General features: G+C 54.4%; 26 protein-coding genes. 5 read left to right on the forward strand and 21 right to left on the reverse strand.

The window, feature by feature from the left end:
• Positions 1–6: 6 nt before the first annotated feature.
• The 13 genes from gstA to blr form a co-directional block, all read right to left on the reverse strand.
• Entirely contained in the window at positions 7–612 is a 606-nt protein-coding gene (gene gstA / locus AB2B48_RS05220; protein ID WP_368301002.1) for a glutathione transferase GstA, read from the reverse strand.
• Positions 613–760: 148 nt separating this feature from the next.
• On the reverse strand, positions 761–2266 hold the full coding sequence (gene dtpA / locus AB2B48_RS05225; protein WP_185666167.1) for a dipeptide/tripeptide permease DtpA: 1506 nt from the start codon (positions 2264–2266) through the stop codon (positions 761–763).
• Positions 2267–2857: 591 nt separating this feature from the next.
• A complete protein-coding gene (nth, locus tag AB2B48_RS05230) occupies positions 2858–3493 on the reverse strand; it encodes an endonuclease III (RefSeq protein WP_035897047.1) in 636 nt (211 codons plus the stop codon).
• A complete protein-coding gene (locus tag AB2B48_RS05235) occupies positions 3493–4191 on the reverse strand; it encodes an electron transport complex subunit E (RefSeq protein ID WP_368301003.1) in 699 nt (232 codons plus the stop codon). Before AB2B48_RS05235 ends, nth begins: the two co-directional genes overlap by 1 nt.
• Positions 4192–4194: 3 nt before the next feature.
• Positions 4195–4815 carry an electron transport complex subunit RsxG gene (gene rsxG / locus AB2B48_RS05240; RefSeq protein ID WP_185666170.1) on the reverse strand — a complete coding sequence of 207 codons (621 nt, stop codon included), beginning with the start codon at positions 4813–4815 and terminating at the stop codon, positions 4195–4197.
• 8 nt (positions 4816–4823) lie between these two features.
• The gene (gene rsxD, locus AB2B48_RS05245) at positions 4824–5876 is read right to left on the reverse strand and encodes an electron transport complex subunit RsxD (RefSeq protein ID WP_368301004.1); all 1053 of its coding nucleotides are present in this window, start codon (positions 5874–5876) and stop codon (positions 4824–4826) included.
• The gene (gene rsxC / locus AB2B48_RS05250) at positions 5877–7910 is read right to left on the reverse strand and encodes an electron transport complex subunit RsxC (protein WP_368301005.1); all 2034 of its coding nucleotides are present in this window, start codon (positions 7908–7910) and stop codon (positions 5877–5879) included.
• A complete protein-coding gene (gene rsxB, locus AB2B48_RS05255; protein WP_185666173.1) occupies positions 7903–8478 on the reverse strand; it encodes an electron transport complex subunit RsxB in 576 nt (191 codons plus the stop codon). The genes rsxC and rsxB overlap by 8 nt, the downstream gene beginning before the upstream one ends.
• The gene (gene rsxA / locus AB2B48_RS05260; RefSeq protein WP_185666174.1) at positions 8478–9059 is read right to left on the reverse strand and encodes an electron transport complex subunit RsxA; all 582 of its coding nucleotides are present in this window, start codon (positions 9057–9059) and stop codon (positions 8478–8480) included. The genes rsxB and rsxA overlap by 1 nt, the downstream gene beginning before the upstream one ends.
• A 77-nt stretch (positions 9060–9136) precedes the next feature.
• Entirely contained in the window at positions 9137–9577 is a 441-nt protein-coding gene (locus AB2B48_RS05265) for a DUF2569 domain-containing protein (protein ID WP_185666175.1), read from the reverse strand.
• Positions 9578–9660: 83 nt separating this feature from the next.
• On the reverse strand, positions 9661–9876 hold the full coding sequence (gene ydgT, locus AB2B48_RS05270; protein ID WP_185666176.1) for a transcription modulator YdgT: 216 nt from the start codon (positions 9874–9876) through the stop codon (positions 9661–9663).
• A 286-nt stretch (positions 9877–10162) separates the two neighbouring features.
• The gene (locus AB2B48_RS05275; RefSeq protein WP_368301006.1) at positions 10163–11533 is read right to left on the reverse strand and encodes a GH1 family beta-glucosidase; all 1371 of its coding nucleotides are present in this window, start codon (positions 11531–11533) and stop codon (positions 10163–10165) included.
• Positions 11534–11636: 103 nt separating this feature from the next.
• The gene (gene blr / locus AB2B48_RS05280) at positions 11637–11792 is read right to left on the reverse strand and encodes a division septum protein Blr (protein ID WP_185666178.1); all 156 of its coding nucleotides are present in this window, start codon (positions 11790–11792) and stop codon (positions 11637–11639) included.
• 238 nt (positions 11793–12030) lie between these two features.
• Between blr and AB2B48_RS05285 the strand changes: the two genes are divergently transcribed.
• Entirely contained in the window at positions 12031–13071 is a 1041-nt protein-coding gene (locus AB2B48_RS05285) for an oxidoreductase (RefSeq protein WP_368301007.1), read from the forward strand.
• 48 nt (positions 13072–13119) lie between these two features.
• Here AB2B48_RS05285 and add read toward each other — a convergent pair whose 3' ends face one another.
• Positions 13120–14121, reverse strand: coding sequence for an adenosine deaminase (add, locus tag AB2B48_RS05290; RefSeq protein WP_368301008.1), 1002 nt, complete (start codon positions 14119–14121; stop codon positions 13120–13122).
• A 293-nt stretch (positions 14122–14414) separates the two neighbouring features.
• Between add and AB2B48_RS05295 the strand changes: the two genes are divergently transcribed.
• Positions 14415–14864 (forward strand): hypothetical protein, encoded by a 450-nt coding sequence (locus tag AB2B48_RS05295; RefSeq protein ID WP_368301009.1) that lies wholly within the window; start codon positions 14415–14417, stop codon positions 14862–14864.
• 18 nt (positions 14865–14882) lie between these two features.
• Here AB2B48_RS05295 and AB2B48_RS05300 read toward each other — a convergent pair whose 3' ends face one another.
• On the reverse strand, positions 14883–16256 hold the full coding sequence (locus AB2B48_RS05300) for a PLP-dependent aminotransferase family protein (RefSeq protein WP_368301010.1): 1374 nt from the start codon (positions 16254–16256) through the stop codon (positions 14883–14885).
• Positions 16257–16357: 101 nt separating this feature from the next.
• Here AB2B48_RS05300 and AB2B48_RS05305 point away from each other — a divergent pair, with 101 nt between their 5' ends.
• Positions 16358–17110 (forward strand): AzlC family ABC transporter permease, encoded by a 753-nt coding sequence (locus tag AB2B48_RS05305; protein WP_333010901.1) that lies wholly within the window; start codon positions 16358–16360, stop codon positions 17108–17110.
• Complete coding sequence (locus AB2B48_RS05310) at positions 17110–17412, forward strand: AzlD family protein (protein ID WP_185666184.1); 303 nt, start codon at positions 17110–17112, stop codon at positions 17410–17412. The genes AB2B48_RS05305 and AB2B48_RS05310 overlap by 1 nt, the downstream gene beginning before the upstream one ends.
• A 166-nt stretch (positions 17413–17578) precedes the next feature.
• On the opposite strand, the gene AB2B48_RS05315 is transcribed toward AB2B48_RS05310, so the two are convergent.
• Entirely contained in the window at positions 17579–18049 is a 471-nt protein-coding gene (locus AB2B48_RS05315; protein ID WP_185666185.1) for a DUF1348 family protein, read from the reverse strand.
• A gap of 89 nt (positions 18050–18138) precedes the next feature.
• Between AB2B48_RS05315 and AB2B48_RS05320 the strand changes: the two genes are divergently transcribed.
• Positions 18139–18717 carry a TetR/AcrR family transcriptional regulator gene (locus AB2B48_RS05320; RefSeq protein WP_368301011.1) on the forward strand — a complete coding sequence of 193 codons (579 nt, stop codon included), beginning with the start codon at positions 18139–18141 and terminating at the stop codon, positions 18715–18717.
• Here the strand turns inward: AB2B48_RS05320 and AB2B48_RS05325 are convergent.
• The 5 genes from AB2B48_RS05325 to AB2B48_RS05345 form a co-directional block, all read right to left on the reverse strand.
• Complete coding sequence (locus AB2B48_RS05325) at positions 18701–19651, reverse strand: spore coat protein U domain-containing protein (protein ID WP_368301012.1); 951 nt, start codon at positions 19649–19651, stop codon at positions 18701–18703. The two genes, AB2B48_RS05320 and AB2B48_RS05325, sit on opposite strands and share 17 nt — an antisense overlap.
• Entirely contained in the window at positions 19630–21984 is a 2355-nt protein-coding gene (locus AB2B48_RS05330) for a fimbria/pilus outer membrane usher protein (protein WP_368301013.1), read from the reverse strand. Before AB2B48_RS05330 ends, AB2B48_RS05325 begins: the two co-directional genes overlap by 22 nt.
• On the reverse strand, positions 21950–22666 hold the full coding sequence (locus tag AB2B48_RS05335) for a molecular chaperone (protein ID WP_368301014.1): 717 nt from the start codon (positions 22664–22666) through the stop codon (positions 21950–21952). The genes AB2B48_RS05330 and AB2B48_RS05335 overlap by 35 nt, the downstream gene beginning before the upstream one ends.
• 22 nt (positions 22667–22688) lie before the next feature.
• Positions 22689–23180, reverse strand: a complete 492-nt coding sequence (locus AB2B48_RS05340; RefSeq protein WP_185666190.1) for a spore coat U domain-containing protein — start codon at positions 23178–23180, stop codon at positions 22689–22691.
• 191 nt (positions 23181–23371) lie between these two features.
• The gene (locus AB2B48_RS05345; protein WP_368301015.1) at positions 23372–24544 is read right to left on the reverse strand and encodes a MalY/PatB family protein; all 1173 of its coding nucleotides are present in this window, start codon (positions 24542–24544) and stop codon (positions 23372–23374) included.
• Positions 24545–24582: the final 38 nt, after the last annotated feature.

Raw genomic sequence — 24582 nt, forward strand, 5'->3', positions numbered from 1 at the left:
GCAATATTACTTCAGACCTTCAGCCGCCATGGCTGCCGCCACCGCAGGACGCGCCGCGACGCGCTCCATATAGGCCGCAATATTTTTGTATCCCGCCATTTCCAGCTTCACGGCAAACGCCCAGCGCAGCACGGTAAACAGATAGGCATCGGCAATAGTGAAACGTGAACCGCTGATCCACTGCGCGTTCGCCAGCGATTCATCGATGTAGGCCAGTTTCTTATCCAGCAGCGCGCGCGCCGTTGGTTTGTAATCTTCCGGGGTATCCGGGCGGAACAGTGGCGTAAAGCCTTTGTGCAGCTCGGTCCCGATATAGTTCAGCCATTCCAGCGTTCTGTAACGATTGATGGTACCAACCGGTGCCAGCAGCTGGCGATCCGCAACGCTATCGGCGATGTACTGCATGATAGCCACGCCTTCCGTCAGCAGGGTGTTGTCGTCCAGCAGCAGCGCAGGAACCTGGCCTTTCGGGTTGACCTTCAGGAAATCGTCACCGTTTTCCATACGTTTGTGCATCAGGTCGACGCCGATAAGCGTAAAGTCCTTTCCGCTCTCCCTCAACGTGATGTGCGATGCAAGGGAACAGGCGCCGGGTTTGTAGAACAATTTCATGGGTAACTCCTTCAGACTTGGTTATTTTTGTTTTCCCTCAGCCGAAGGGCAGCCGAGAGATATGGAGGTATGTTAGTGCCTGAAGCGATAAAAAAAAAGCCGCTAACAGAAGTTAGCGGCCTAAATATTTATTCGTTTCCCGATGACGTTATGCGGAAGCGACTTTACCGTCAGCAGCAGGTTTTGCGTCGTCCTGAGTCATACGGTTCAGTTTCGGAGCGGTCAGCAGCATCAGCACGGCGATAATGGCCGTAGCAACACCAATCTGCAGGAATACGTGGCCATAAATGTTCAGAGACATCAGCGGATCAGTCACGTTTTCCGGAACCGCCATCATGCCTGCAACGTAACCACCGATGATGTTCGCACCCGCGGTAGTCAGGAACCAGCTACCCATGATGAAGCCCATCAGGCGCTGTGGAACCAGCTGTGCCACCATCGCCAGACCCAGACCAGAAATCATCAGTTCACCGATACTCTGCAGGCCGTAGCTGATGATCAGCCAGTTAACGGAAACGATACCCGCGTCGGAAGCGAACTTCGCGCCCAGCGGCAGCACCAGGAAGGCACCGGAGCACAGCACCATACCAATCGCGAACTTAGTCGGCATTGGCAGGTTGTCGCCCATCTTGTTATAGATAGCGGCCAGAATTGGGCTACCAATAATGATCCAGAACGGGTTCAGCGCCTGATACTGTTCCGGCTCGAACGCGATACCCAGAATGGAGTGCTCAACGTTACGAATCGCGAAGAAGTTCAGAGAGGTCGGCATCTGGCTGTACAGCACGAAGAAGATAATCGCTTCGAGCATCAGAATGAACGCCACGATCATCTTACGACGCGGCGCACCGCTCATTGCGAAGGTTTCTTTACCGAAGATAAAGATGATGCCCAGTGCAATCACGCCCAGAACCATACGTGCGATGCCCTGGTTGTGCAGCAGCCAGGTGGCGACAGCGACCAGAATCACAACACCAACGATGGTCAGCAGCAGGTTGCGGTAGTTGATTGGCTCGAAGTCAGGCTTGGAACCGTACTGTTTAACCCAACGCTGGCAGAAAGCGAAGTTAACCACGGTGATCAGCATACCCACGACGCTCAGCGCGAACGCAGTGCTCCAGCCGTATTTTGCGGCCAGCCATGGCGTTGCCAGCATGGAGAAGAACGAACCGATGTTCACGGACATATAGTACATGGTGAATGCACCGTCCAGACGCGGGTCGTCTTTTGCATAGCAGGTAGAGAGCAGGGAAGACGGGTTGGCTTTAAACAGGCCATTACCTACAGCGATAGCCGCCATACCCATATAGACGATGCCTGCATCGTGACCAGACCATGCGACCAGCGCATAGCCGATAGCCAGCACCACGGCACCCAGCATAATCACGCGTTTTGTACCCAGTACTTTGTCGCCCAGCCAGCCGCCGATAGCAACCAGACCGTACACTAATGCACTAAAGGAAGAGAACAGCGTGATGGAATCTGCTTCTGACATACCCAGCTGTTTAACCAGGTAAACGGCCATAATGCCTTGCAGGCCGTAGAAACCAAAACGCTCCCATAACTCGATAGAGAAGATGAGATAGAACGCTTTAGGTTGTTTGAAGGCGTTTAAACTTACGCTTTCAGTTGGTTTATTGTTTGCAGTAGACACATATACCTCTTATTTACATCCCATTCTAATGGGGGGTGTACTGGGCGGGTGCTCATTGGCATCCACCTTATAGTTATTCTGGAGGGAAACGGGAAGTAATGTTCACTATCCTGCGCTTTCAGACAAGGCCTTTGTAATACTCCGTTACAAATAAAAAGAGTGGAATAATTAACCAGACATATAAATGTTATTTAGCGTTAAATTTCACGCTTTAAATTTAAGCGGTTTTTTATTCTGAAATAGTGGGGCAAAAACGGCAATTTAACGATATCTTCTGCTGAACTCGCTTTAGTATAGTGATATAGGCTGGATTCTGAAAAATAACTGGATGATCATATTGTGCGTTACGGAGGATTCATCCTAATGATGTAAGCGAATTGCTCGTAAAGAAACATAAATGCAACATCATGTTGTGGTGATGTTCTGGTCAGTTTTTGTATAGAAAATTTCGTTAGTGATGGCCCATTTAATCTGTAAAAGCGTTATATAGGCGTTGGATGTGCCAAAAAATGAATAATTAGATGGGATTAAACGCGGTCTAGTCACTCGGAAGGGGGCGGCGGGCCGACTTGCCACGCCGCGAAAAATGGACTACAGCTCCACTTTCTCTTTAAATTCACACAGGTCTTCAATGATACAGGAACCGCAGCGAGGCTTACGGGCGATGCAGGTGTAACGGCCGTGCAGAATGAGCCAGTGGTGGCAGTCGACCTTAAACTCGGCGGGAACCACTTTCAGCAGCTTCTCCTCCACCTGTTCGACGTTCTTGCCAGGCGCAAACTGCGTGCGGTTACAGACGCGGAAGATGTGCGTATCGACGGCGATGGTGGGCCAGCCAAAAGCCGTGTTTAACACCACGTTCGCCGTTTTACGTCCAACCCCCGGCAGTGCTTCCAGCGCCGCCCGGTCTTCCGGAACTTCACCACCGTGCAGTTCCAGCAGCATGCGGCAAGTCTTGATGACGTTCTCCGCTTTGCTGTTGAACAGGCCAATCGTCTTGATGTACTCCTTCACGCCATCGACGCCCAAATCAAGCATCGCCTGCGGCGTGTTTGCCACTGGGTAAAGTTTGGCGGTCGCTTTGTTGACGCTCACGTCCGTCGCCTGTGCGGAGAGCAGAACCGCAATCAGCAATTCGAACGGTGAAGTGAAGTTGAGTTCGGTGGTCGGGTGCGGGTTGTTGTCGCGCAGCCGAGTCAATATTTCAAGACGCTTGGTTTTGTTCATCAGGCTTTCTCTGCCCCATCCACGTTCACGCTATCGGCGGTAATAACCTGCTGAGCATGACGTTTCTTAGTCCGTTCATCGATAAGATATTTGATAGCCAGCAGCATTCCCAGGCCGATAAATGCGCCCGGTGGCAGCATCGCCAGCAGGAAAGGGGTATCGGTATGGAAGACTTCAATGCGCAGCGCCTTCGCCCAGCTACCCAATAGGCCATCCGCGCCGTCGAACAGCGTGCCGTTACCGAGCAGTTCACGGATGGAACCCAGTACAAACATGGTGCAGGTGGCGCCCATGCCGATAGCAAAACCGTCCAGCGCCGACAGCGCCGGGCCTTTTTTGGCCGCAAACGCTTCTGCGCGACCTACGACGATACAGTTGGTCACGATAAGCGGGATAAAGATCCCCAGCGACTGGTACAGGCCGAACGCATAGGCGTTGATCAGCATCTGCACGGCGCTAACCACCGACGCAATAATCATCACGTAGATGGGGATACGAATTTCCGCTGGCGTCCAGCGACGCAGGCTGGAGATGGCCAGGTTGGTGAGCGTCAATACCAGGGTAGTGGCAAGACCTAAACCTAAGGCGTTGGTGGCGGTTGAGGTGACCGCCAGCAGCGGGCACATGCCTAAAAGCTGAACCAGCGCGGAGTTATTCTTCCACAGCCCCTGGACAATAACCTCTTTGACTTCGCTCATTGTTTATCCTCCACAGGCTTGCAGTTGTGACAGTTGGTCGGGCAGCGTTTGGGCATACAGCCCTGCGCGTTTTACCGCATTGACTACCGCACGAGGGGTAATGGTCGCCCCGGTGAACTGGTCGAACTGGCCGCCGTCTTTCTTCACTGCCCACTGGCTATCGTTCGCACCGTCGATTTTTTTACCGGCGAAGAAGGTTATCCAGTCAGACAGGCGAAGCTCTATTTTATCACCCAGCCCCGGCGTTTCGTGGTGCTCGGTCACGCGGGTACCAAGCACGGTACCGTTAAAATCGGCACCGACCAACAGCTGAATAGCGCCAGAATAGCCGTCCGGCGCGGTGGCTTCGAGTACGGCGGCGACCGGCTTATCGTCCTGACGGGCGATATAAACCTTATGCGCGCCTTTGCCGAGCGCCGGGGCTTCCACCACAAAGCAACTCTTCAACAGGTCATTATTATAGCTGCCTGCCGGAATGACCTGCTGGAACAGGGCGTTTTGCTGCTTCTCGGCCTGGTCGTCGATGGTGTGCTTGGTCAACTGGTTGATTGCCGCCGTCAGCCCGGTAGAACCGGCTGCGAACAGCGCCAGCGTGACACCGTGTTTACGCATGGTCTTTAACATGTGAATCCTCAGCGGTGTCCGTAAACGCGCGGTCGCGTGTAGTAATCAATCAGCGGGACGGTGATGTTAGCTAACAGCACGGCAAACGCCACGCCGTCCGGGTAGCCGCCGAAGCTGCGAATCAGCCAGACCAGCAGGCCCGCCAGCGCACCAAAGATAAGACGACCTCGGTTGGTGGTAGAGGCGGTGACCGGGTCGGTAAGAATAAAGAACGCACCCAGCATGGTCGCGCCAGAAAGTAGATGCATCTGCGGCGAGGCGACGCTTTCCGGGTGGAACAGCCAGCCGAGCGTTGCGCAGACGGCCAGACTCACCAGGAAACTCACCGGAATATGCCAGCGAATTGCTTTTTGCCACAGCAGGAACAGGCCGCCGACCAGATAGGCTACGTTGACCCACTGCCATCCCGCACCGGCCAGCGCACCGTGATAAATCGAGGATTTGAGGATCTCATCCACCGGATGTCCGGCATGAAGCGACGTTTTGAACGTATCGAGCGGTGTCGCCTGGCTAATGCCATCGACCCCCATCTTCAACGCCGTCATGTCCTGACCTGCGGCGGTATGACCGCTGAAGATCACCTGCAGCGCGTCCATAAAGCCCGGCACGTTGGCGGCGATATCGTGCGGCGGCAGCCAGGAGGTCATCTGTACCGGGAAGGAGATCAGCAGTACCACGTAGCCAATCATCGCCGGGTTAAACGGGTTCTGACCCAGGCCGCCGTAGAGTTGCTTAGCAATAATCACGGCAAACACGGTACCGAGAACCACCATCCACCACGGAGCAAACGGCGGAATACTGATGGCCAGCAGCAGGCCGGTCAGTAGCGCGGAGTTATCGGCGAGCGTCTGGCCAATGTTTTGCTTGCGCAGGCGAAGTACCAGCGACTCGGCAAACCAGGCGGTAAGAATAGCGAGAACCAGTTGAATGACGGTTCCCCAGCCAAAAAACCAGCTCTGGACCACAATGCCGGGCAGTGCGGCAATGACCACCAGCATCATAATGCGCGACGTCTGGCGATGGTTGTGGGTATAAGGGGAACTTGCGATTTTGAAAACCATTTAATCCTCGTTAACGGCCTGAGCGGCTTTCCTGGCTTGAACACGGGCAATAGCGGCGGCAACGGCGGCTTTGCGTGGGTCGTCGTTGGCGGCAGGTTCATTCATTTCTGTCGCAGCGGCCTTGCGCGCTTTGGCGCGCGCGATGGCGGCTTCAACGGCGGCTTTGCGCGGGTCTACCGTTGCGTCTTGAACGGCAACGGCTTCCACTTCAACCGATGATGCCGCTTTGCGGGCTTTAGCACGTGCAATGGCGGCTTCAACGGCAGCTTTGCGCGGGTCGATAGCCTCGTCAGCGGCAGCAGCAGGTTCTGCTGCTTCAGCCGGGGCCGCTTTACGTGCTTTGGCACGAGCAATGGCGGCTTCAACCGCGGCTTTACGCGGGTCGATAGTCTCAGCCGTTGCCTGCTGTTTTTCAGCCTGCGCGGCGCGAGCCTGCGCTTTACGCGCTTCACGGGCGGCAGCCACAGCGCTGTTATCCGGCACGGCACCAGCCTGAATCACAATCGGCTGCGCGGCCTGCTGCTGTTTTTCTCGTACACGAGCCAATGCCGCATGAATCGCATCCTGATCTTTGGCAGCAGGCTGAACGGCCGCTTTTTTATGGCGCTCTTCACGGGCGGCTTTCTCGCGTTCCAGACGCTGCTGACGCGCTTCGAAGCGAGCTTTGGCTTCTGCGGCGCGCTGTTCTTCCTGGCGAATGGCGTTGATTTCGGCCTTTTCCTGACGGAAGTACTGCACCAGCGGAATGCTGCTTGGGCAGACCCACGCGCAGGCACCACATTCAATGCAGTCGGAAAGGTTGTGTGCCGTGGCTTTATCATGCTGCTGGCCTTTGCTGAACCAGTACAACTGCTGCGGCAACAGATCTGCCGGACAGGCATCGGCGCAGGCGCTACAGCGAATGCAGCCTTTTTCCTCTTCCGGCTCGCCCATTTCAGCGGCGGAAGGGGCCAGCAGGCAGTTGGTGATTTTGACCACCGGTACATCAAGCCAGGGTAGGGTAAAGCCCATCAACGGGCCACCCATGATCACCATCTGGTCGCTGGTCGGGCAAAAATCGGCATGTTTGAGCAGATGCTGTACCGGCGTGCCCAGACGCGCCCAGACGTTGCCAGGCTGACCAACCGATTCACCGGTCAGCGTGACGACGCGCTCGGTCAACGGTTCGCCGTCGATGACCGCGCGTTTTACCGCATAGGCGGTGCCGACGTTCTGCATCAATACGCCAATATCCGACGAACGGCCGCCGTGCGGAACCTGTTTACCGGTCAGAATTTGCGTCAGCTGCTTTGCGCCGCCGGAAGGGTATTTGGTTGGGATAACGCGCAGACTAATACCGTGACAGCCCGCGAGCACCGCGCGCATCATCGAAATCGCCTGTGGTTTATTATCTTCGATGCCGATAAGCACCTGCTGCGGCTGCAGGATATGCGCGAGGATCTGAATCCCTTCGACAATCTGCGCCGCGCAGTCCTGCATCAGGCGATCGTCAGCGGTGATGTACGGTTCGCACTCGGCGGCGTTAATAATCAGCGTGGTGATTTTATCGCCGCCGCCGCGCAGTTTGTTGCCCGTCGGGAAGCCTGCACCGCCTAAACCGGCAACGCCAAACTGGTGGATACGTTCGATAAGCGCGTCGCGACTATGGTTTTTGTAATCACTCCAACCGTCGCGGGCTATCCAGCGGTCTTCACCGTCGGCGTCAATAATGACGCTCATTTCTGGCAGCGCGGAAGGGTGGGCGGTGGCATGAGGTTCAATCGCCACGACCGTCCCGGAAGTGGGGGCGTGGACCGGCAGCATGCGTCCCCAACCGCGCGTTAACGGCTGGCCACGGAGCACGTGATCCCCAGGCTTCACGCTGAGTTCACCTTCTGCGCCAATATGTTGCTTCAACGGGATAACAAAACGCTGGGCTAGGGGAACCTGGCGCAGCGGCGTGCCGTTTGACTGGGTTTTCATTTCGGGCGGATGAATGCCTCCGTCGAAATCCCAGATTTTGTCTTTTCTGAAGGCGGAGAATAGCTTAAGCATGGTGTTCCACAGGAATGTTTCGTACCGGGATAGTGTGCAGATCCCACTTCCAGCTGTCGGTTGTCGTTTCGACAGGGCGTAACTCGATACACTGCGTTGGGCAAGGGGCCACGCACAGGTTACAGCCGGTGCACAGGTCGCTGACCACCGTATGCATGGCGCGGGTCGCGCCAATAATGGCGTCTACCGGGCAAGCCTGAATGCACTTGGTACAACCGATACAGTTATTTTCATCAATGATGGCGAGCATGCGCGCTGGCTCGGCGGCCGCTTCGTCACCGCCGATCGGCTGCGGGTCAACGTTCAACAGCGTGGCAATTTTCAGCATCACGGCTTCGCCACCGGGCGCGCAGCAGTTAATTTTTTCACCGTTGCTGACCGCTTCTGCATAAGGGCGGCAGCCAGGGTAACCGCACTGGCCGCACTGACTCTGCGGCAACAGTTCATCAATTTTTTCAACTACCGGGTCATCCTCAACGGCAAAACGGCGTGAGGCGTAACCCAAAATGACGCCAAAAATCAGCCCTAACAGGCTGATCGCAGCGACAGCAATCCAGAAGGTCATCATTACAACTTCACCAGCCCACTAAAGCCCATAAAGGCTAATGACATTAAACCAGCGGTAATCAGCGCAATGGCGTTGCCGCGAAACGGCGCGGGAACGTCGGAGACCACCAGACGCTCGCGAATGGACGCGAACAGCACCATAACCAACGAGAAGCCGACCGCGGCAGAAAAGCCGTACAGCGCCGACTGCAGGAAATTGTGGCCGAGGTTGATGTTAAGCAGCGCCACGCCGAGCACGGCGCAGTTGGTGGTGATAAGCGGCAGGAATATGCCCAGCAGGCGATAGAGCGCCGGGCTGGTTTTACGCACCACCATTTCGGTGAACTGGACGACAACGGCGATGACCAGAATAAACGCCAGCGTGCGCAGGTAAACCAAATCCAGCGGGATCAGAATCCAGGTGTCGATAAGCCAGGCGCAGATAGAGGCCAGCGTCATCACGAAGGTGGTCGCCAGGCCCATCCCCATAGCCGTTTCCAGCTTTTTGGAAACGCCCATAAACGGGCAGAGCCCCAGGAACTTCACCAGGACGAAGTTATTTACCAGCACGGTACCGATAAAGAGCAATAAATAGTCAGACATCATTCGACCTGTAACAAAAAAAGCCACCTATTATCTGACAAAGTGTCTCGAGCGACAACAGGCTAAGTGTGGGGTTATTACGCGTGAGTAAAGGTGCGTTTTACCCGCTGCGAACGCTTGAAGTACGGCACAATCAGCGCGGCGGCCAACAGCGGAAGCAGCAGCTGTCGCACGGCAAGGTCGTCCGAAATCGGCGAGAAGGCGAAGGCTTTCACCGCCAGCAGGACGCCAATCATCAACCAGATAATGTAGTGCTTTGGTACGTTATGGCGGCGCTTGAAGAAGGCAATAGTCAGCCACAGCGTGTAATAACACATGGCGATGAATGACAAGAAGGAGAGCGCGAGCAGGGCGATATTGGCCGCCCCCATCTCTTTAATCAGACTCAGGGTGTTCGGCGTCAGCAGGACGTAGCCAAATTTAACTAACGTGATGCAGATGCTTATTAACTGAACAATCAGCCAGGCCAGCGGGCCAAGCAGCCATCCGCCGATACGTTCCGCAGAATTATCCGACATTGTGTCTCCTGAAAATCAGCGCCAGTGAAGAGGAAAAAATACAAGCCGAGGAGTATAAGCAACTGGCGCTCTGGAAAAAACTACTATTGCACGAATCGCCAAACGGATTTTGGCACCTGGCCGACATCGAACAGTCGCCCGCCGGAAACCAGTTCTGCGCGACGATGGTCGGCAGCGCGATACATATTGATGATTTCTTCGGTGTTGGTCAGCGAATAGTTCAGGTGATCGTAGAGTTTTTCAAGATTGTCCAGCGAACTGACTTTGCGGAATTTTAATAAATAATCCAGAACGGTCATTTAAGGGTATCCATTTTATAATGTTAGGGCTCACCGTACAGCGTGTTTCAGTCCGTGAGAAAGAACTGAATGACAAAGCGGGTAAAGGGGTGCGCAGCCAATAGGTATATCGACATCTGCTTTTATTGAGAGTTCAGCGCATACGACTAAACCTCAGCAGGACGGCCTGGATTATTTGGCTTATAGGCAGGAATTACAATAACAGAAAATGTGCTTATTGATTTCGATACAAAAAATGTGATTTTTTAGGCAGTCAGGGCGCTTGGCGCGCCCTGACTAAGTGAAATTAACGATTCTCGCCGCGACTGGCAATTACGTCTTTATACCAGAAGAAGCTTTTTTTACGCTTGCGCATCAGATTTTGCTTATGGTCGACATAAACAAAACCGTACTGTTTTTTGTAACCGTTCAGCCAACTTAGCAGGTCGATAAACGACCACGGATAATAACCACGGACGTCAGCACCAAGCGCAATGGCTTTTTCCAGAGCATCAATATGAACGCGTAGGAAATCGATACGCGGTGTATCCACCACTTCACCATCGACGATAGGGTCAACGGCGCCCAGGCCGTTTTCGGTAATATAGATAGGAATATCACCGTAACGCTCTTTGATCATCATGATGCCGTCTGTTAACCCCTGAGGCCAAATCTCCCAGCCCCATTCGGTGTAGACGCTTTCCGGGTTGCGGACGAAATAGAACAGCCCTTCAACGCCTTGTTCACCGCTGACTTTTTCTTTCGGCGGCGTTGCGGAAACGGTTTCACGACGATAGTAGTTCAGGCCGATAAAATCGCAGCGGTTTTTGCGCAGCAGTTCATCGTCTCCCGGCGCAAAGCGCGGCACGCCCCACAGCGCCTGAGATTGCGCCAGCAGTTCATCCGGGTAGCGGCCTTTCAGCACCGGATCGTAGAACCAGTGGGTATGGATAGCGTCCGCCAGCTCGGTAGCGGCTTGGTCTTCCGGGCTATCGGTCAGCGCAGAGTGCGGTTGCAGCACGTTAACGAAGCCAATTTCACCGTTGATTTGCATCCCGCGGAACGCTTTAACCGCCATGGCATGGGCAATAAAGACGTGGTGACAGGCCTGAATAGCGCGTGCCGGGTTACGCACGGAAGGGGGATGGCTACCGGTAATGTAACCGTGACCAATAAAGACGATGGTTTCGTTAAAGGTGGCCCATTTCTTCACGCGGGACCCAAAACGGGCATAGCACAGGCGCGCATACTCTTCGAAAGCTTCCGCCGTAGAGCGGGCTTCCCAGCCGCCTTCGTCCTGAAGCGCCTGTGGGAGATCCCAATGATAGAGGGTAATCATGGGTTCAATATTATGTGCTAACAGGTCATCAATCAGATCGCTGTAAAACTTCACCCCAGCTTCGTTGATCTCGCCGCGGCCGTTCGGCAGCAGGCGGGGCCATGAGATAGAGAAACGGTAGCTTTGCAGCCCCATTTCCGCCATTAACTGGACGTCTTCTTTTACGCGATGGTAGTGATCGACGGCAACGTCGCCGTTTGTACCCTGATAGGTTGTCCCTGGCTGGTGGGAGAAAATATCCCAGATAGACGGGCCTTTACCGTCTTCATTATGTGCACCTTCAACCTGGTACGCTGCCGTGGCAGCTCCCCAGAGAAAATTTGGGGGAAAAGCAGACATATAACACTCCTTACCTGTGTGATAACACGAGTGTAAGGAGTGCTTTTAAGCGGAGCAACCGGTTTCTGAAACCGGTTCCATTGATGAGATCTGAATCACTCTTTTACGATGACGGCGGGACATTTTTTTGCAGCGTCGCGGTAGCGGGCTCCGGCGGCTGGTAGTTATCGATGTGATGCGCCACAAACAGAAGCAGAACGGAAAAACCCAGAATAATCCAACCAATTAATTCAACAATACGCGTCATTACGGAAGTCATGAAATTTTACTTACAGTCCATTGATAAAAGAGAGCCAGGGCAAGATCTTAGCGTGCCTGCGTCACAACGCAAGTTTTCAGCCGAATCGTTTCGACAGGTGGTGGTTATTTCACCAATTGACGGGGCAATGGACCATAATGTTATTAAACTGTTGTATGAACGCTTCAGATGAGTTCAAATAAAGAAATCGATTACAAAATCAGTTTAAAGCACACCAAATAGAGAAGTGAGGCGACATATGAGTGACCAAATCCGTGTAGGATTAGTGGGTTATGGCTATGCCAGTAAGACATTTCACGCGCCGCTCATCAGCGGCACGCCGGGGATGGAGCTTGCCGTCGTCTCCAGTAGCGATGCCAGTAAAGTTCATGCAGATTGGCCAGCGGTGCAGGTCGTCTCCGACCCGACGGCGCTATTTACCAATCCTGATATCGACCTGATCGTTATCCCGACGCCAAACGATACCCACTTCCCGTTAGCGAAAGCGGCGCTGGAAGCGGGTAAAAACGTGGTGGTGGATAAACCATTCACCGTGACACTGTCACAGGCGCGTGAACTGGATACGCTGGCTAAACAGCAGGGCAAACTGCTGTCGGTGTTCCATAACCGCCGCTGGGATAGCGACTTCCTGACGGTGAAAGCGTTGATCAATGAAGGCAAGCTGGGCGATATCGCTCACTTTGAATCACATTTTGACCGCTATCGTCCGCAGGTACGCGCCCGCTGGCGCGAGCAGGCCGGGCTGGGCAGCGGTATATGGTATGACTTAGGCCCGCATCTGCTGGATCAGGTCATCACCCTGTTTGGTTTACCGCAGAGTATGTATGTTGATCTCGGTCAGCTGCGCCCCGGCGCGCAGTCCACAGACTATTTCCATGCGGTGTTAACCTATCCGCAGCGCCGCGTTGTGCTGCACGGCACGCTTCTGGCGGCGGCGGAAACGGCGCGCTATATTATTCACGGTTCCGAGGCAAGCTATGTGAAGTTTGGCCTCGACCCGCAGGAAGATCGACTGAAAAGCGGGGAACGTCTACCGCAGGCCGACTGGGGCTACGATATGCGTGACGGCGTGCTAACGACGGTGGACGGTGAAACGCGGGTGGAAACGACGCTGTTGACGCAACCGGGCAACTACCCAGCGTACTACGCGGCAATCCGCGATGCGCTGAACGGCATCGGTGAGAATCCGGTACCGGCCGGTCAGGCGATCCAGATTATGGAACTGATTGAGCTGGGGATGGAATCGGCGAAACACCGTGCGGCGCTGACGTTAGTGTAATCGTCAAGGTATTGAGGAATCCCGGCAGGCGTACCTGCCGGGATTTTTTTATGCCTGTTTAACGCGGGCGGTAAGCGCCTGTTTTTCGGCAGCGGAAAGGAACGCCATTTCCAGACCATTGATCTGTGCCTGACGAATCTGTGCCGGGCTTAAGCCTGCTGCTGGGGCTGCAGTGTGGTACTCGTGCTGAATATCAATCCCCTGAACCGCTGGGTCATCGGTGTTGATGCTTGCCAGCACGCCGTGTTCAAGGAACGTTTTCAGCGGATGTTGTGCCAGCGATGGCACGGTGCTGGTCTGGATGTTGGAGGTCAGGCAGGATTCAATGCCGATACGTTTTTCCGCGAGGAAATCCATCAGTGCCGGATCCAGAATGGCCTTCACGCCGTGACCGATACGCTCAGCGCCGAGGTCGCGAATGGCCTGCCAGATGCTTTCCGGGCCTGCGGCTTCGCCCGCGTGAACGGTGATACGCCAGCCTGCATCGCGCGCACGGGTAAAGTGGTTCAGGAACAGATGTCCCGGGAAGCCCAGTTCATCACCAGCCAGGTCGAGCGCGGTAATACCGTCACGGTGGGCCAGCAGGGCATTGAGTTCTTCTTCACAGGCCGCTTCGCCAAAGGTACGGCTCATAATGCCGATAAGACGCGCTTCAACGTTAAAGGTTTTGCAGCCTTCTTTAACGCCTGCGATTACCGCTTCAACCACGCCGTCGACCGGCAGTTGGTGGGTCATCGCCATGTAGCGCGGAGAAAAGCGCAGCTCAACGTAGTGCAGGCCGTTACGGGCCGCATCTTCAATGTTCTCATAGGCAACGCGACGTACGGCGTCCAGAGAAGCCAGAACCTTCACGCCCCAGTCAAGCTTGCTCAGGAAGCTCACCAGATCGGGTTCATTGCTGGTCACTTGTACGTGGGGCAGCAGGGTTTCAAGCGTAGTAGCGGGGAGCGCGAGATTGTACTGGCGGCCGAGATCGAGGATGGTCTGGGCACGGATATTACCGTCAAGGTGGCGGTGGACATCGGTTAAAGGCAGGTTGATATCAATCATGATCGCACTCATTTTTTAGTTAAAGTGCAAACCATTATACAACATGCCGGTAACCAGTTAAAAGTGTTGAAAAATAGATGCTTTTACAATCGCTTGGGGGGATGTGGGGTTATTTTCAGCATTTTTTCGTGTAGTGCAGCGATCGCGTTCTCTAGTGCGGTATATCCAGAAGGACCTGTTTTAAAATTAAAGCCAAAAGATGACAGCCAAAAATAGTAGGAATAATCTTAATATGTTGTTGTTTTTATCCCGATCTGAATAATGCGTATGACAATCCATAAAGGCAACGTTTTATGAAAATTCACGCTGTTACGATCATTGCGCTGCTTTTTCTTCCTTCTCTTGCATATTCAGAACAGCAGGAACGGGAATACAACACCTGGTACTTACGAAATGCCATTCTTTATGACATGACGCAGACCTCAGAGGGGTTTCCCGTCATGCTAAGTATCGCCCAGCCAGGTCGAATCGGAGCCAATATGGTGGTGTCTTACCTGGCTGAGGGGCCGTGCGCGGGTGGTGCTAAAACGTTCAATGTTAATGGCAAAGATATTCCAGCCAAATACAGCTGCGTGCCGGTAGGCAAGGACCGGATCGAACATTTTGCCCTTAACGATTCACAGCAAATCAATGAGATGGTGAATCACCTCGAGTCTGATTTCACCTTGTTGTTGCAGAATAATATCAAGGTATGGGCAGCCAATATCAAATCGCCGAAGTATGGTATGGCGCCGAGGTTTTGATATTCGCCCTAAGCGTGCTCAGACCGGATAATTCAGCATCGCAGGTCGTTTAAGCTGGGTGATAATCCGCTTAATTATCAACAGCGCCTGAGTCAGCTTTTCCATATCCGGCCCGCCAATACACAATCGAATCCCCGTCTGATCGGCGAACGGTGTCACCTCCGTTGAGGCGGGCGACGTCACTTTAATACCGGCGGCAAGCGCTGCCTCGTAGAAAGGGTGTACGTTTTCCCGGGGTAGTGGCAGCCAGAGGTGGAAGCTGGGCAGCCCTGAGTGGTACAGGTCTTCGCCCAGAATATCGCGTGCCAGCGCGTATCGGCGTGTAGTCTCTTGCTCAATGGCGAGGGTGACGGTTTCGGCAGTGCCGTCCAGCAGCCACTGCTCCATAATGGCACAGCTCAGCGGTGAAACCATGATAGCCGTTGTTCTGAGCATCGATTCTCCCTGCGCGTAGAGCGCCTTGGGCAGCAGAAGCCCGCCAATTCGAAGCGCTGGATTAAGGATCTTCGACAGGCTATTTACATACAGGGTGATTTCCGGTGCCAAACGGGTGATTTGCGGTATGTCGATATTGCGGGTCAGCCGATAAACATCATCTTCAATGATAAACAGCTTCCGTTCCCGGCAAATGCGCACCAGTTCATGACGACGCGTCAGACTCATCACCCGCGTTGAAGGGCTTTGCAGCAGCGGGGTCACATACACCGCCGCGTTGTGTTCACCGCGGGCGTCGAGCGCTGCTTCCAACGCTTTCACATCCATACCGTCATCATCCATTGGAATGCCGACCAGCGTCAGATTGAGCAGTCGCGAAAGTTGAATCAGTCCGGAATAGGTCTGCGCCTCAACGTACAGCGTACTGAACGGCTTGCAGACGGTGGAGAGCGCCACCGACAGCGCATGCTGCGCGCCGCTGGTGATAATGAGCTGTTCAGCATTGGCCTCAACGCCAAGCTGGGTAAACCAGCGCGCCAGCAGTCGTCGGTGCTCATCATGACCAGCGGGAGGGGCATAAAAGTTAAACATATCCATATCCGGCCGACGTGCGATGGCGGTGAGCGTCGCGCCGAGTGAACGCGCCGTCAGGGCGGCAGGCGGCGTGTTCTGCGAAAGGTCGATAACTTCTGCGCTACGCGCGTTTGCTAGCGCGACAAACATTCCGCTGCCCTTAACGCTGCGGACCAGGCCACGTTTTTCGAGTATCCCGTAGGCTTTGGTCACCGTGCCAAGGCCAATACTCAGGGTATCCGCGAGATCCCGATGCGCCGGTAAGCGTGCGCCGTAGGGCAGTAGGCCGGAAAGAATATCTTCCGATAAAGCCTGTACCAGCCGTTCGGTGGGGGATGTTGTCTGTTCGGCAAGCCGTGGCTGCCAGGGGGAGCGTTCGCGCATCTGATCACCTTAGTGTAATGTGACACTATATATGTTTACTAATAGTGTCACGCATTCTATGCTAATGCCAGCTAAAGCAGCATCCGAAACAGGCATTCAATATGAGCATAAAAGATATTTCCGTTATTGCGGACGGACCAGACACGTCTGCACAAAGTGATTCCGTGGGCGCTGAATTTCGTCGTGGGATTAAAGAAGGGCTGCCGGTATTACTTGGCGTTATTCCATTTGCGCTGGTGCTTGGCGCACAGGCGAGCCATAAAGGATTAAGTCATTTTGAAGTGCCGCTAATGACCGGGCTTAATTTTGCCGGTGGCTCTGAGTTTGCGGCAATACAAATCTGGACTAACCCGCCGCATATTTTATTAATTATGGCCGTGACCTTTCTGGTAAATAGCCGACATATACTGATGGGGGCGACCCTGGTGCCACTGCTGGCACGTTTTCCGAAACGTAAGGTGCTGCCGGCGTTGTTTTTGATGACTGACGAGAGTTGGGCATTGAGTTACAGCGATGCGCAAAAGCGCGCCGGACGTGGAATGCTCAGTTTTAGTCTGCCTTATTATCTGGGGGCATCGCTGTCGTTTTATGCCATGTGGGTGGGTTTCACTGCCCTTGGCGCACTGGCGGGACCGGTGCTGGGCGATGTTCACCGTTATGGTTTTGATATGGCGTTCCCGGCGGTATTTCTGGTGCTGGTCCGGGGTATGTGGCGCGGAGTTCGCAAAGCGCTGCCGTGGCTGACCAGTTTGCTGGTGGCCGTGGCGGTGTATCACTTTATACCCGGCGTCTGGTACGTTATCGCCGGGCCGCTGGCCGGGTTAGCGGTGGCCTGGCGGTGGGGGGAGAAATAATGCCGGATCAGCAAACGCTGTTTGCCATCGTGTTGATGGCGGCAACCACCTATTTAACGCGCATCTCTGCGTGGCTCATTTTACGAAATCGTACGCTGACGCCGGGTGCTATGGCGGTACTGCGTTCATCGCCGGGGTGCGTCATGCTGGCGTTTATTGCCCCGTATTTTGCTTCAGGTAACTTTATTGATTTAATTGGCCTGGGCGTGACGTTTATTGCGGCTATCCGTTTTTCTATGCCAGTAACCGTTATTATCGGCGTGCTCGCTACGGCGCTGTTACGCCACTATTTTTCTTTGTGAGGATATTCGCAATGACCAATACTATGCGCAACGCCCGTTTAGCGGTAATTATCATGAGTGTCGTGATGATTACTATTTTTCTACTGAGCGCGGTATCTGTACTGATGCAAAAATAATATTGCGGTGGATAAATACTCCCCGCGCGACAGCGCGGAGAGTGCTGCTGTTACAGCCCTAATTCGCTAAGCCCCGGATGATCGTCCGGGCGTCGGCCCTGGGGCCAGTGGAACAGGCGTTCATCTTCGCGAATCGGCAGGTCGTTCAGGCAGGCAAAGCGGCGCTGCATCAGCCCATCCTCGTTAAATTCCCAGTTTTCATTGCCGTAGGAACGAAACCAGTTGCCGGAATCGTCATGCCATTCGTAGGCATAGCGCACGGCAATACGGTTGCCTTCAAAAGCCCATAGCTCTTTGATAAGGCGATATTCCTGCTCTTTTTTCCATTTTCTCTCGAGAAAGGCCTGCGCCTCGGCGCGTCCGTGGATAAACTCGGCGCGATTTCGCCACTGGGTATCGGTAGTGTAGGCCATCGCGACTTTCACCGGGTCGCGACTGTTCCAGCCATCTTCAGCAAGGCGAACTTTTTCAATCGCACTTTCGCGAGTGAAAGGCGGGAGTGGCGGGCGACTGATGCTCATAAAAACCTCCAGAGTGGCAATGTAGACAGATCTGTCTACTTGGTGCTAACGTATTCCTGTCTCCAGAGTTTGTCAACGGTGAAAAAACGATGAATAACGCGGTAAAAAACGGTTCAAAGGCCATCAGCGCCAGGGAAAAAATTCTCACCACGGCGCATGCGCTATTTTACTTATACGGTATCCGTGCCACCGGTATTGATAAAATTATCGAGCAGGCCGGGGTGACCAAAGTTACGTTCTATCGTCACTTTCCCAGCAAGAATCAGCTGATTCTCGCCTATCTGGATTATCGCCACACGCTATGGATGACGTGGTTTAGCGATACGCTACAGCGGCAAAGTGAAGCCGGGCAGGCGCCTGCTACGGCGCTGGTCGCCACGATGCGGCAGTGGTGGGAGCAGCCTGACTTTCGCGGCTGCGCTTTTCTGAATGCGACGGCGGAGATAGGCGATGCGCTGCCCGAGGTTGAGCAGTTGACTCGCGAACATAAAGCCGCCGTTGCCGCCGAACTGGCAGGGCGCTGGCCGGGCCATGAGACCGCAGCGGTAGTGGTGGCGCTGGACGGCGCGATTATGCACGCGCAGATGGGGCTGCCCGTTGAGGCAGTGGCGACGCAACTGGGGCAAATCCTGTGTGCGCTGCTGCCAGCGGTTAATAGGTCAGCGTAATCACCACCGTGTCGGAATAGACCCCCGCCGAAGGCCACTTCTGTGCGGGTACGTCGCCGTAGACCACCAGATTCTGCGGCTGACCGTCGCCGGAATACTGTTTCTCCGGGTTGTCAGGCGACCATTCGACGGCATGGGCAGCATCCTGATACAGACCATAGCTGACGCATTCGCCGTCGTGGCAAAGCTGTCGGGCGTTACCGTCCGCGTGCAGGCCGCGGCCGATGCCAACGGCATAGGTGGTGCCCGTCGGGCACTGAATGCTGATGTCGGCGGTTGAGCTTGCCTGTAACGTGTCAGCTTCGGCAGGTGATTTACTGCCAAATTCCATGCTATCGACGCTGACGATTTCGCAGCCATTTTTCACCGTGGCGGTAGCGCTGATTTGATCGGTGATAAGCGTGCCAGACTCTTCGCTGCATGATGGCAGCGATTGCATCGACGACGCTGAGGCATAGCGTATCTGAACGCCGGTGGCGTAATCGTAATAACTCCCGGCGCTGATGTTGCTCTGGCCGGGGTTGATTTTGCCGATGAGCGGAATGTCATGCTCAACGTTACCCTGACCGGACGCCAGCGACATATCAATCTGCGCGTAGACGTCACTGTTCTGACTCAGCGGGTGTCTCAGGTCGTACAGTGAGTACAGCGAAAAATAGAGCGGCGTGGTGGACGGCTCATTCTGGCTCATCGGAATCGGGTCGTTTGCCATTAGCTTCAGACAGGCGCGAACGTATTCCGGCTGCCCGTCGTAGTTGTTGCAGGTAAAGGTCAGTCGGGTGCTGGTCGCGCTGCTAACGCCTGGCGTAACGGTACCAAAACTCAGCCCCGGCGGGCTGCCGTTCCAGCAGTTTGCCGCCTGCGCGGCGGGGTTAAAGGTGAACATCAGCAGTAAAAACAGGCCGATAAATCCTATTGAGCGAGTGACTGGCATAGCGCGTTGATTGTCTCCACGGAATGGGTAGGGTGAAGCCGCTGGGGCAGTATTACCTGACAGGATGAAGCGGCCCATTTAACTTCTACATGGCCGCCGGTCGGGGGATCTTCCAGATATATCTTTCCTTCATAGCCCGCAATGGTGTGCTGTGTGCCGTGTGCGGGTGGTTCACCGTCTGCGGTCAGTACGTTAACCTGCGCCGAAAACGGTACCGCTTTTCCATCGACCGTTTTCACCGTCATCAGCAGCGCCTGGGTTTTGTAGATAGTGAACTGAGCCAGCGCGCCGCTGGCGGCTTTCGGAATCAACACTTCGCCGGTATAGGGGGCGCGATAGGCTTCGTCGAGCTGCAGCACATCGATATCCAACCGGTTTTCCTGATACGCATTGAGGTTGTTGAGAAACAGCATACCGTTCTTATCGGTATGGCCAACGGGCCGATGTTCCAGATAAACCGGTACGTCAGGCACGTTTGAAGTATCGACAATGGCGAACGCGCTGCCCAACATGCGGGTGGCGTACAGATGGCCCATAAACAGCCCCAATGCCCCAGACATTGAACCGTAGTAATCGCTGTTATTGTCCTGACGGTTAAGGCCCAGCGCCATATCGCTCCAGTGGTTACGGTGCTGAACGGTCGCGTGCAGCGCGGCGTTATCGCCGCTTTGAGCCGACATATTCCATCCCCAGCCGGGTTTATTGGCATCGAGAGAGTGGGCCAGACTGGCCTGCATTGCATTGCCGGCGTTATCGTGGCTGTCCTGCAGCGAAAGGTAATCTTTATTCTGATTCAACGGTATACTGAAGTTCAGATACACCGTCGTATTGCGCTCATCGCCAAGTTCCCGGGTGAGGCTGGTGGCTAAGGTTATCTGGTGGGTAAAGCTTCTTGACCAGGATAGACCAACGTACTGCGATGAGGCGTCCGGGTAAGTTTGATTTACCCAGCTTATGCCGAAGGTACCGACCGCATCCACGGTGACGCTGGTAAATGCCGAATCCTCCCGCGTGGTCAGGGTATTGTCCGCCAGGGATGAAACATCCCGATAGCCCCGGCTCGCCTGCGAATGGTTCAACGCCACGTTAAAACGGCGATTGTTCCACTGCCAGCCTGACCCCCACTGCGTTCCGCTCTCTTGCCCATCGCGGCTGTTCGACGCGTTGGCGTGAAGCACCCCTAGCGTGGGCGATAGCAGGTAATCCCAGCCCGCACCCTGATTGTGCAGGCTGGCGCTTTGCTCGGTATGTAGCCCGAGGGTGGATTTGTTGCTGACCCCGTAGCGCCAGTCTCCCACGCCGACAAATTCACTGTCATAGCTAAACGATGCGTAGGTGTAATCCTTTCGCACCCAACCTGCGCTAATGCCCCAGGTATTCAGCCCGGCTGACAGTAGCTGCGTGGCGCCGTAGAGATCCAGATTTACCACCCGCTGTTGGCCGTTAATATCGGTAATTACCACCTGCGCACCTTCATTACCGGTGAAAATCGGCGCGGTATTGAGCGTAAATTGCCCTGGATCCACCCGCTGTGAAGAGGTTTTCACCCCGCGAACGTAGAGGTCAACGGTGGATGGCAGGGTGACGCTATCGGTCAGAATATCCTGCGATGAGGTGCTGAAGTTTGGCTGTGTCGAATAGTTATGGGCGATATTGATACCGCCAAAACGCACGCTGTTGTTCCAGCTTTGGCTGCTGGTAAAGCTGTCGCCAAGCGTAATGGAGAACAGTTTATCGACGTTCTGGTAGACCCAACTGCTCATCAGACGATGGGTACCGCGCTCACTGTCGGTGGTGTTAGTGGAGTCCTGGCTATTAAACGAGGTGCTAAAAAAACCGGGCCCCAGGCCGAACGTGCGCAACTCGCTGAACAGTGAAGCTTCCTGCTCGCCGTTTTCGTGACTGGTGAACGCATTGTAGTTCAGCGCCAACCCGCGAACTTCCGGCGAGAGCTGAGAGGTGTGAATCAGATGAGAGCCGTTGCGATTAGACAGACGGCTATCGCGCCCTAACCACGCTTTGCTGGCGACGATGTTGATATTCTGACTCAGACTATCGAACGTTACGTCCAGGCCGTCCTGCGCGCTTAAGTCGAAGAACCCCTGACGCTCTGGTAGCGAGGCGGTTTTGATGTCCAGTTTTTTGGCGTCATTGGCCGAGATATAGAGCTTATTATCAATATTTTTGGCTTTCACAAAGCCTTTAATCGGCTGACCGTTAACGCTGACGGTCAGGTAGAGCGTTTCATCATTGGCGGCGTAGGCGCAGTGACAGAGCAGAAACCAAAGCGGTATGGCGTTACGGAGTAATATCGATGGTCTGTTTTTGCTCATTATCATTCAAATTAAGTGACAAAGATGACGCCGTATTGATTCCTTTTGGCAGGGGCCATTCCTTTTCACTGTTCGGTAGTACGTAGCCGAGTAACCCTTTACTCATCGGCACGCGATGGCTACCGGCTAACAGGGCAATGTTGCTCAGCTTAATGTGCTGCGTGCCGTTGTTGCGGATTCTGAGCATCGCCGGGTGGGCAAGATGATCAATTGATGCGCTTACGTTTTTCAGGTCCACCGGCTGGTCGTGACAGTTCACAAACACCGGGATGGAGTAGCGCAGCAGAAAGCGCACGCCATCTTTTTCCGCCATGTTACTGCTGCCGGGCAGTTCATCGACGACCAGACGGTAGGCGTGTTCGGTATCACCGCTGGGCGGCACGGGAAGAATGACGCGAATAAGTTGCTGGCGGGCTGCTGGAATAGTGGTCATTGGCGGGCTGACCAGTAAATCCTCCGTCTCACTTAGCGCGTCTGTATTGTTTTGCTGATGCCAGGCGTATACCCGGATTTGTGCGCCAATGGCGGCGCTACCGACGTTTTTAACGTAGATTGCCTGCGCCGTTTCACCCGCGCAAAAGCCAACGTTAACCGGGTAAACCTGGAGGGTTGCAGCATAGGAAGAAAGGGCAAATAACGAGCCCAATGTCGCGAGCAGGATGCCAGCCAGTGTGCGTTTCATATGCTACTCCCCGGGAGCTGAATCAGTAGGAGACGGTCAGGGTCACTGTATCGGCATACACACCAGCGGGCGCCTGTGAAAGTGCGTCCGCAGTGACTTTGCCGTAGATAGGAATAACCTGCGCCGTGCCGGTACCGGTTTGTGGAATGCCGGTGGTGGACAGTTCGTTGGTATCATCAGCATCGCTATAGAGGGCGTAGGCCACCTTATCGGTGCCGTTGTTATTCGACATGTTGTAGTCGTGGCTTTTTTCGCTGCTGAGGTTATAGCTTGTGCCGGTAGTACAGGTCACGGTTGCATTTGCGGAAGCAGTCGCATCGCCGGAGTCGCTCGCACGCGAGCCAAAGTTCATATCGTCCACGCTGATCTGACAGGATTTCTCAACGGTCAGATTGACATGCATGTCGGCGCCGCGAACCTGGTCTGTTCTTGCTGCGTTATCCGCAAAGGCGGCAGATGAAAATAAAATGCTAATCGCAGTCAGAGTTAATGCAGTGGCTTGACGGTTAATCATTTTAAAACTCACTAATTTTTCAATTGTTTTGGGGTGGGGTGTTAACGGGGGCGGAGAATAAAGATTAAGAAATGTCTTAGATTGAGCAATCGTGCTATGTCTAAGAGATGTGAATGGCAGGATCTGATATTAACAATCGATAGCTAAGGCTTAAAGCTTGCGCAATGCCTGGCAGCATTGCGCAATGGCGATTAACGCAGGGTGCGAATCGCCGCAATCAGACGTTCGACGCCTTGTTCCAGCTTCACGCGCGGGCATCCGGCGTTCAGACGAATAAAACCGTGACCTTCTTCGCCGTAGGTGTAGCCCGGCATAATGGCGACCTTCTGCTGTTTAATTAACACTTCCTGCAGTTTACGATCGTCAATATTCAGCGGGCGCAAATCAACCCATGCCAGATAGGTTGCCTGTGGCATCGACCATTGCAGTTCCGGGAAGGCGGCGTTCAGCGTTTTCTCGATATAACGCATATTATCCTGCAGATATTCGCGCAGCGCATCCAGCCAGGATTCACCCTGTTCGTAAGCGGCAATATGGGCGACCAGCGCGGGAACGGAAGGGGAAGAGAGGCCGTCGCGGTTTTTCAGCGCGGTGAGATAGGCTTCGCGCGCGGCATCATCAACAATCATGCCGTATGCGCCGGTAAATGCCGGGATATTGAAGCTTTTCGACCCTGAAGTGAACAGTGCCCACTCGCCGCGAGCCACTTCGCTCCACGGAATATGCTTATGCCCTTGCCAGGTCATATCCATATGAATCTCATCGCTTATCACCCGCACGTTATGTTTTTCGCACAGGGCCGCCATGGTTTCGAGCTCTTCACGTGTCCAGACTTTACCCGTCGGGTTTTGCGGGCTACACAGCAACAGCACGCTGTTGTGTGGTTCAGCGAGCACGGCTTCGAGTTTGTCCATATCGCAGAACCACTGCCCATCGTGTTTATCCATCGGCACGCCAACCACGTGGCGTTGATTTCCTTCGATGGTTTTAAAGAACGCGTCGTAGGCAGGGGTGTGTACTACGATGCCGTCGCCAGGCTTTGACCACTGGCGGATCATCTCGGCCACCATATAGATGACAGAAGGGCCGTAGACGAGGGTGTTGGTATCAATCACCGCATGAAAACGGTGCGCGTACCAGTGAGCGATAGCCGGAAGAAACTCATCGTTTTTCCAGCGGCTATAGCCGAATACACCGTGAGAAAGACGTTTGCTCAGTGCGTCCAGAATGCAGGGCGCGGTGGCAAAATCCATATCAGAAATGGTAAACGGCAGCAGGTCAGCGTCGCCAAAGCGGTCGGCAACATAGTCCCATTGGGTGCACCAGGTGCCGTGTCGGTCAATCACCGTTGAAAAATCAAACATGTGGAGATCCTAACGAAGGGAAGATTGGGCTATTTTGC

Origin of the sequence: Kluyvera sichuanensis, assembly GCF_040930405.1 — a bacterium.
GTDB classification, from domain to species: Bacteria; Pseudomonadota; Gammaproteobacteria; order Enterobacterales; family Enterobacteriaceae; genus Kluyvera; species Kluyvera sichuanensis.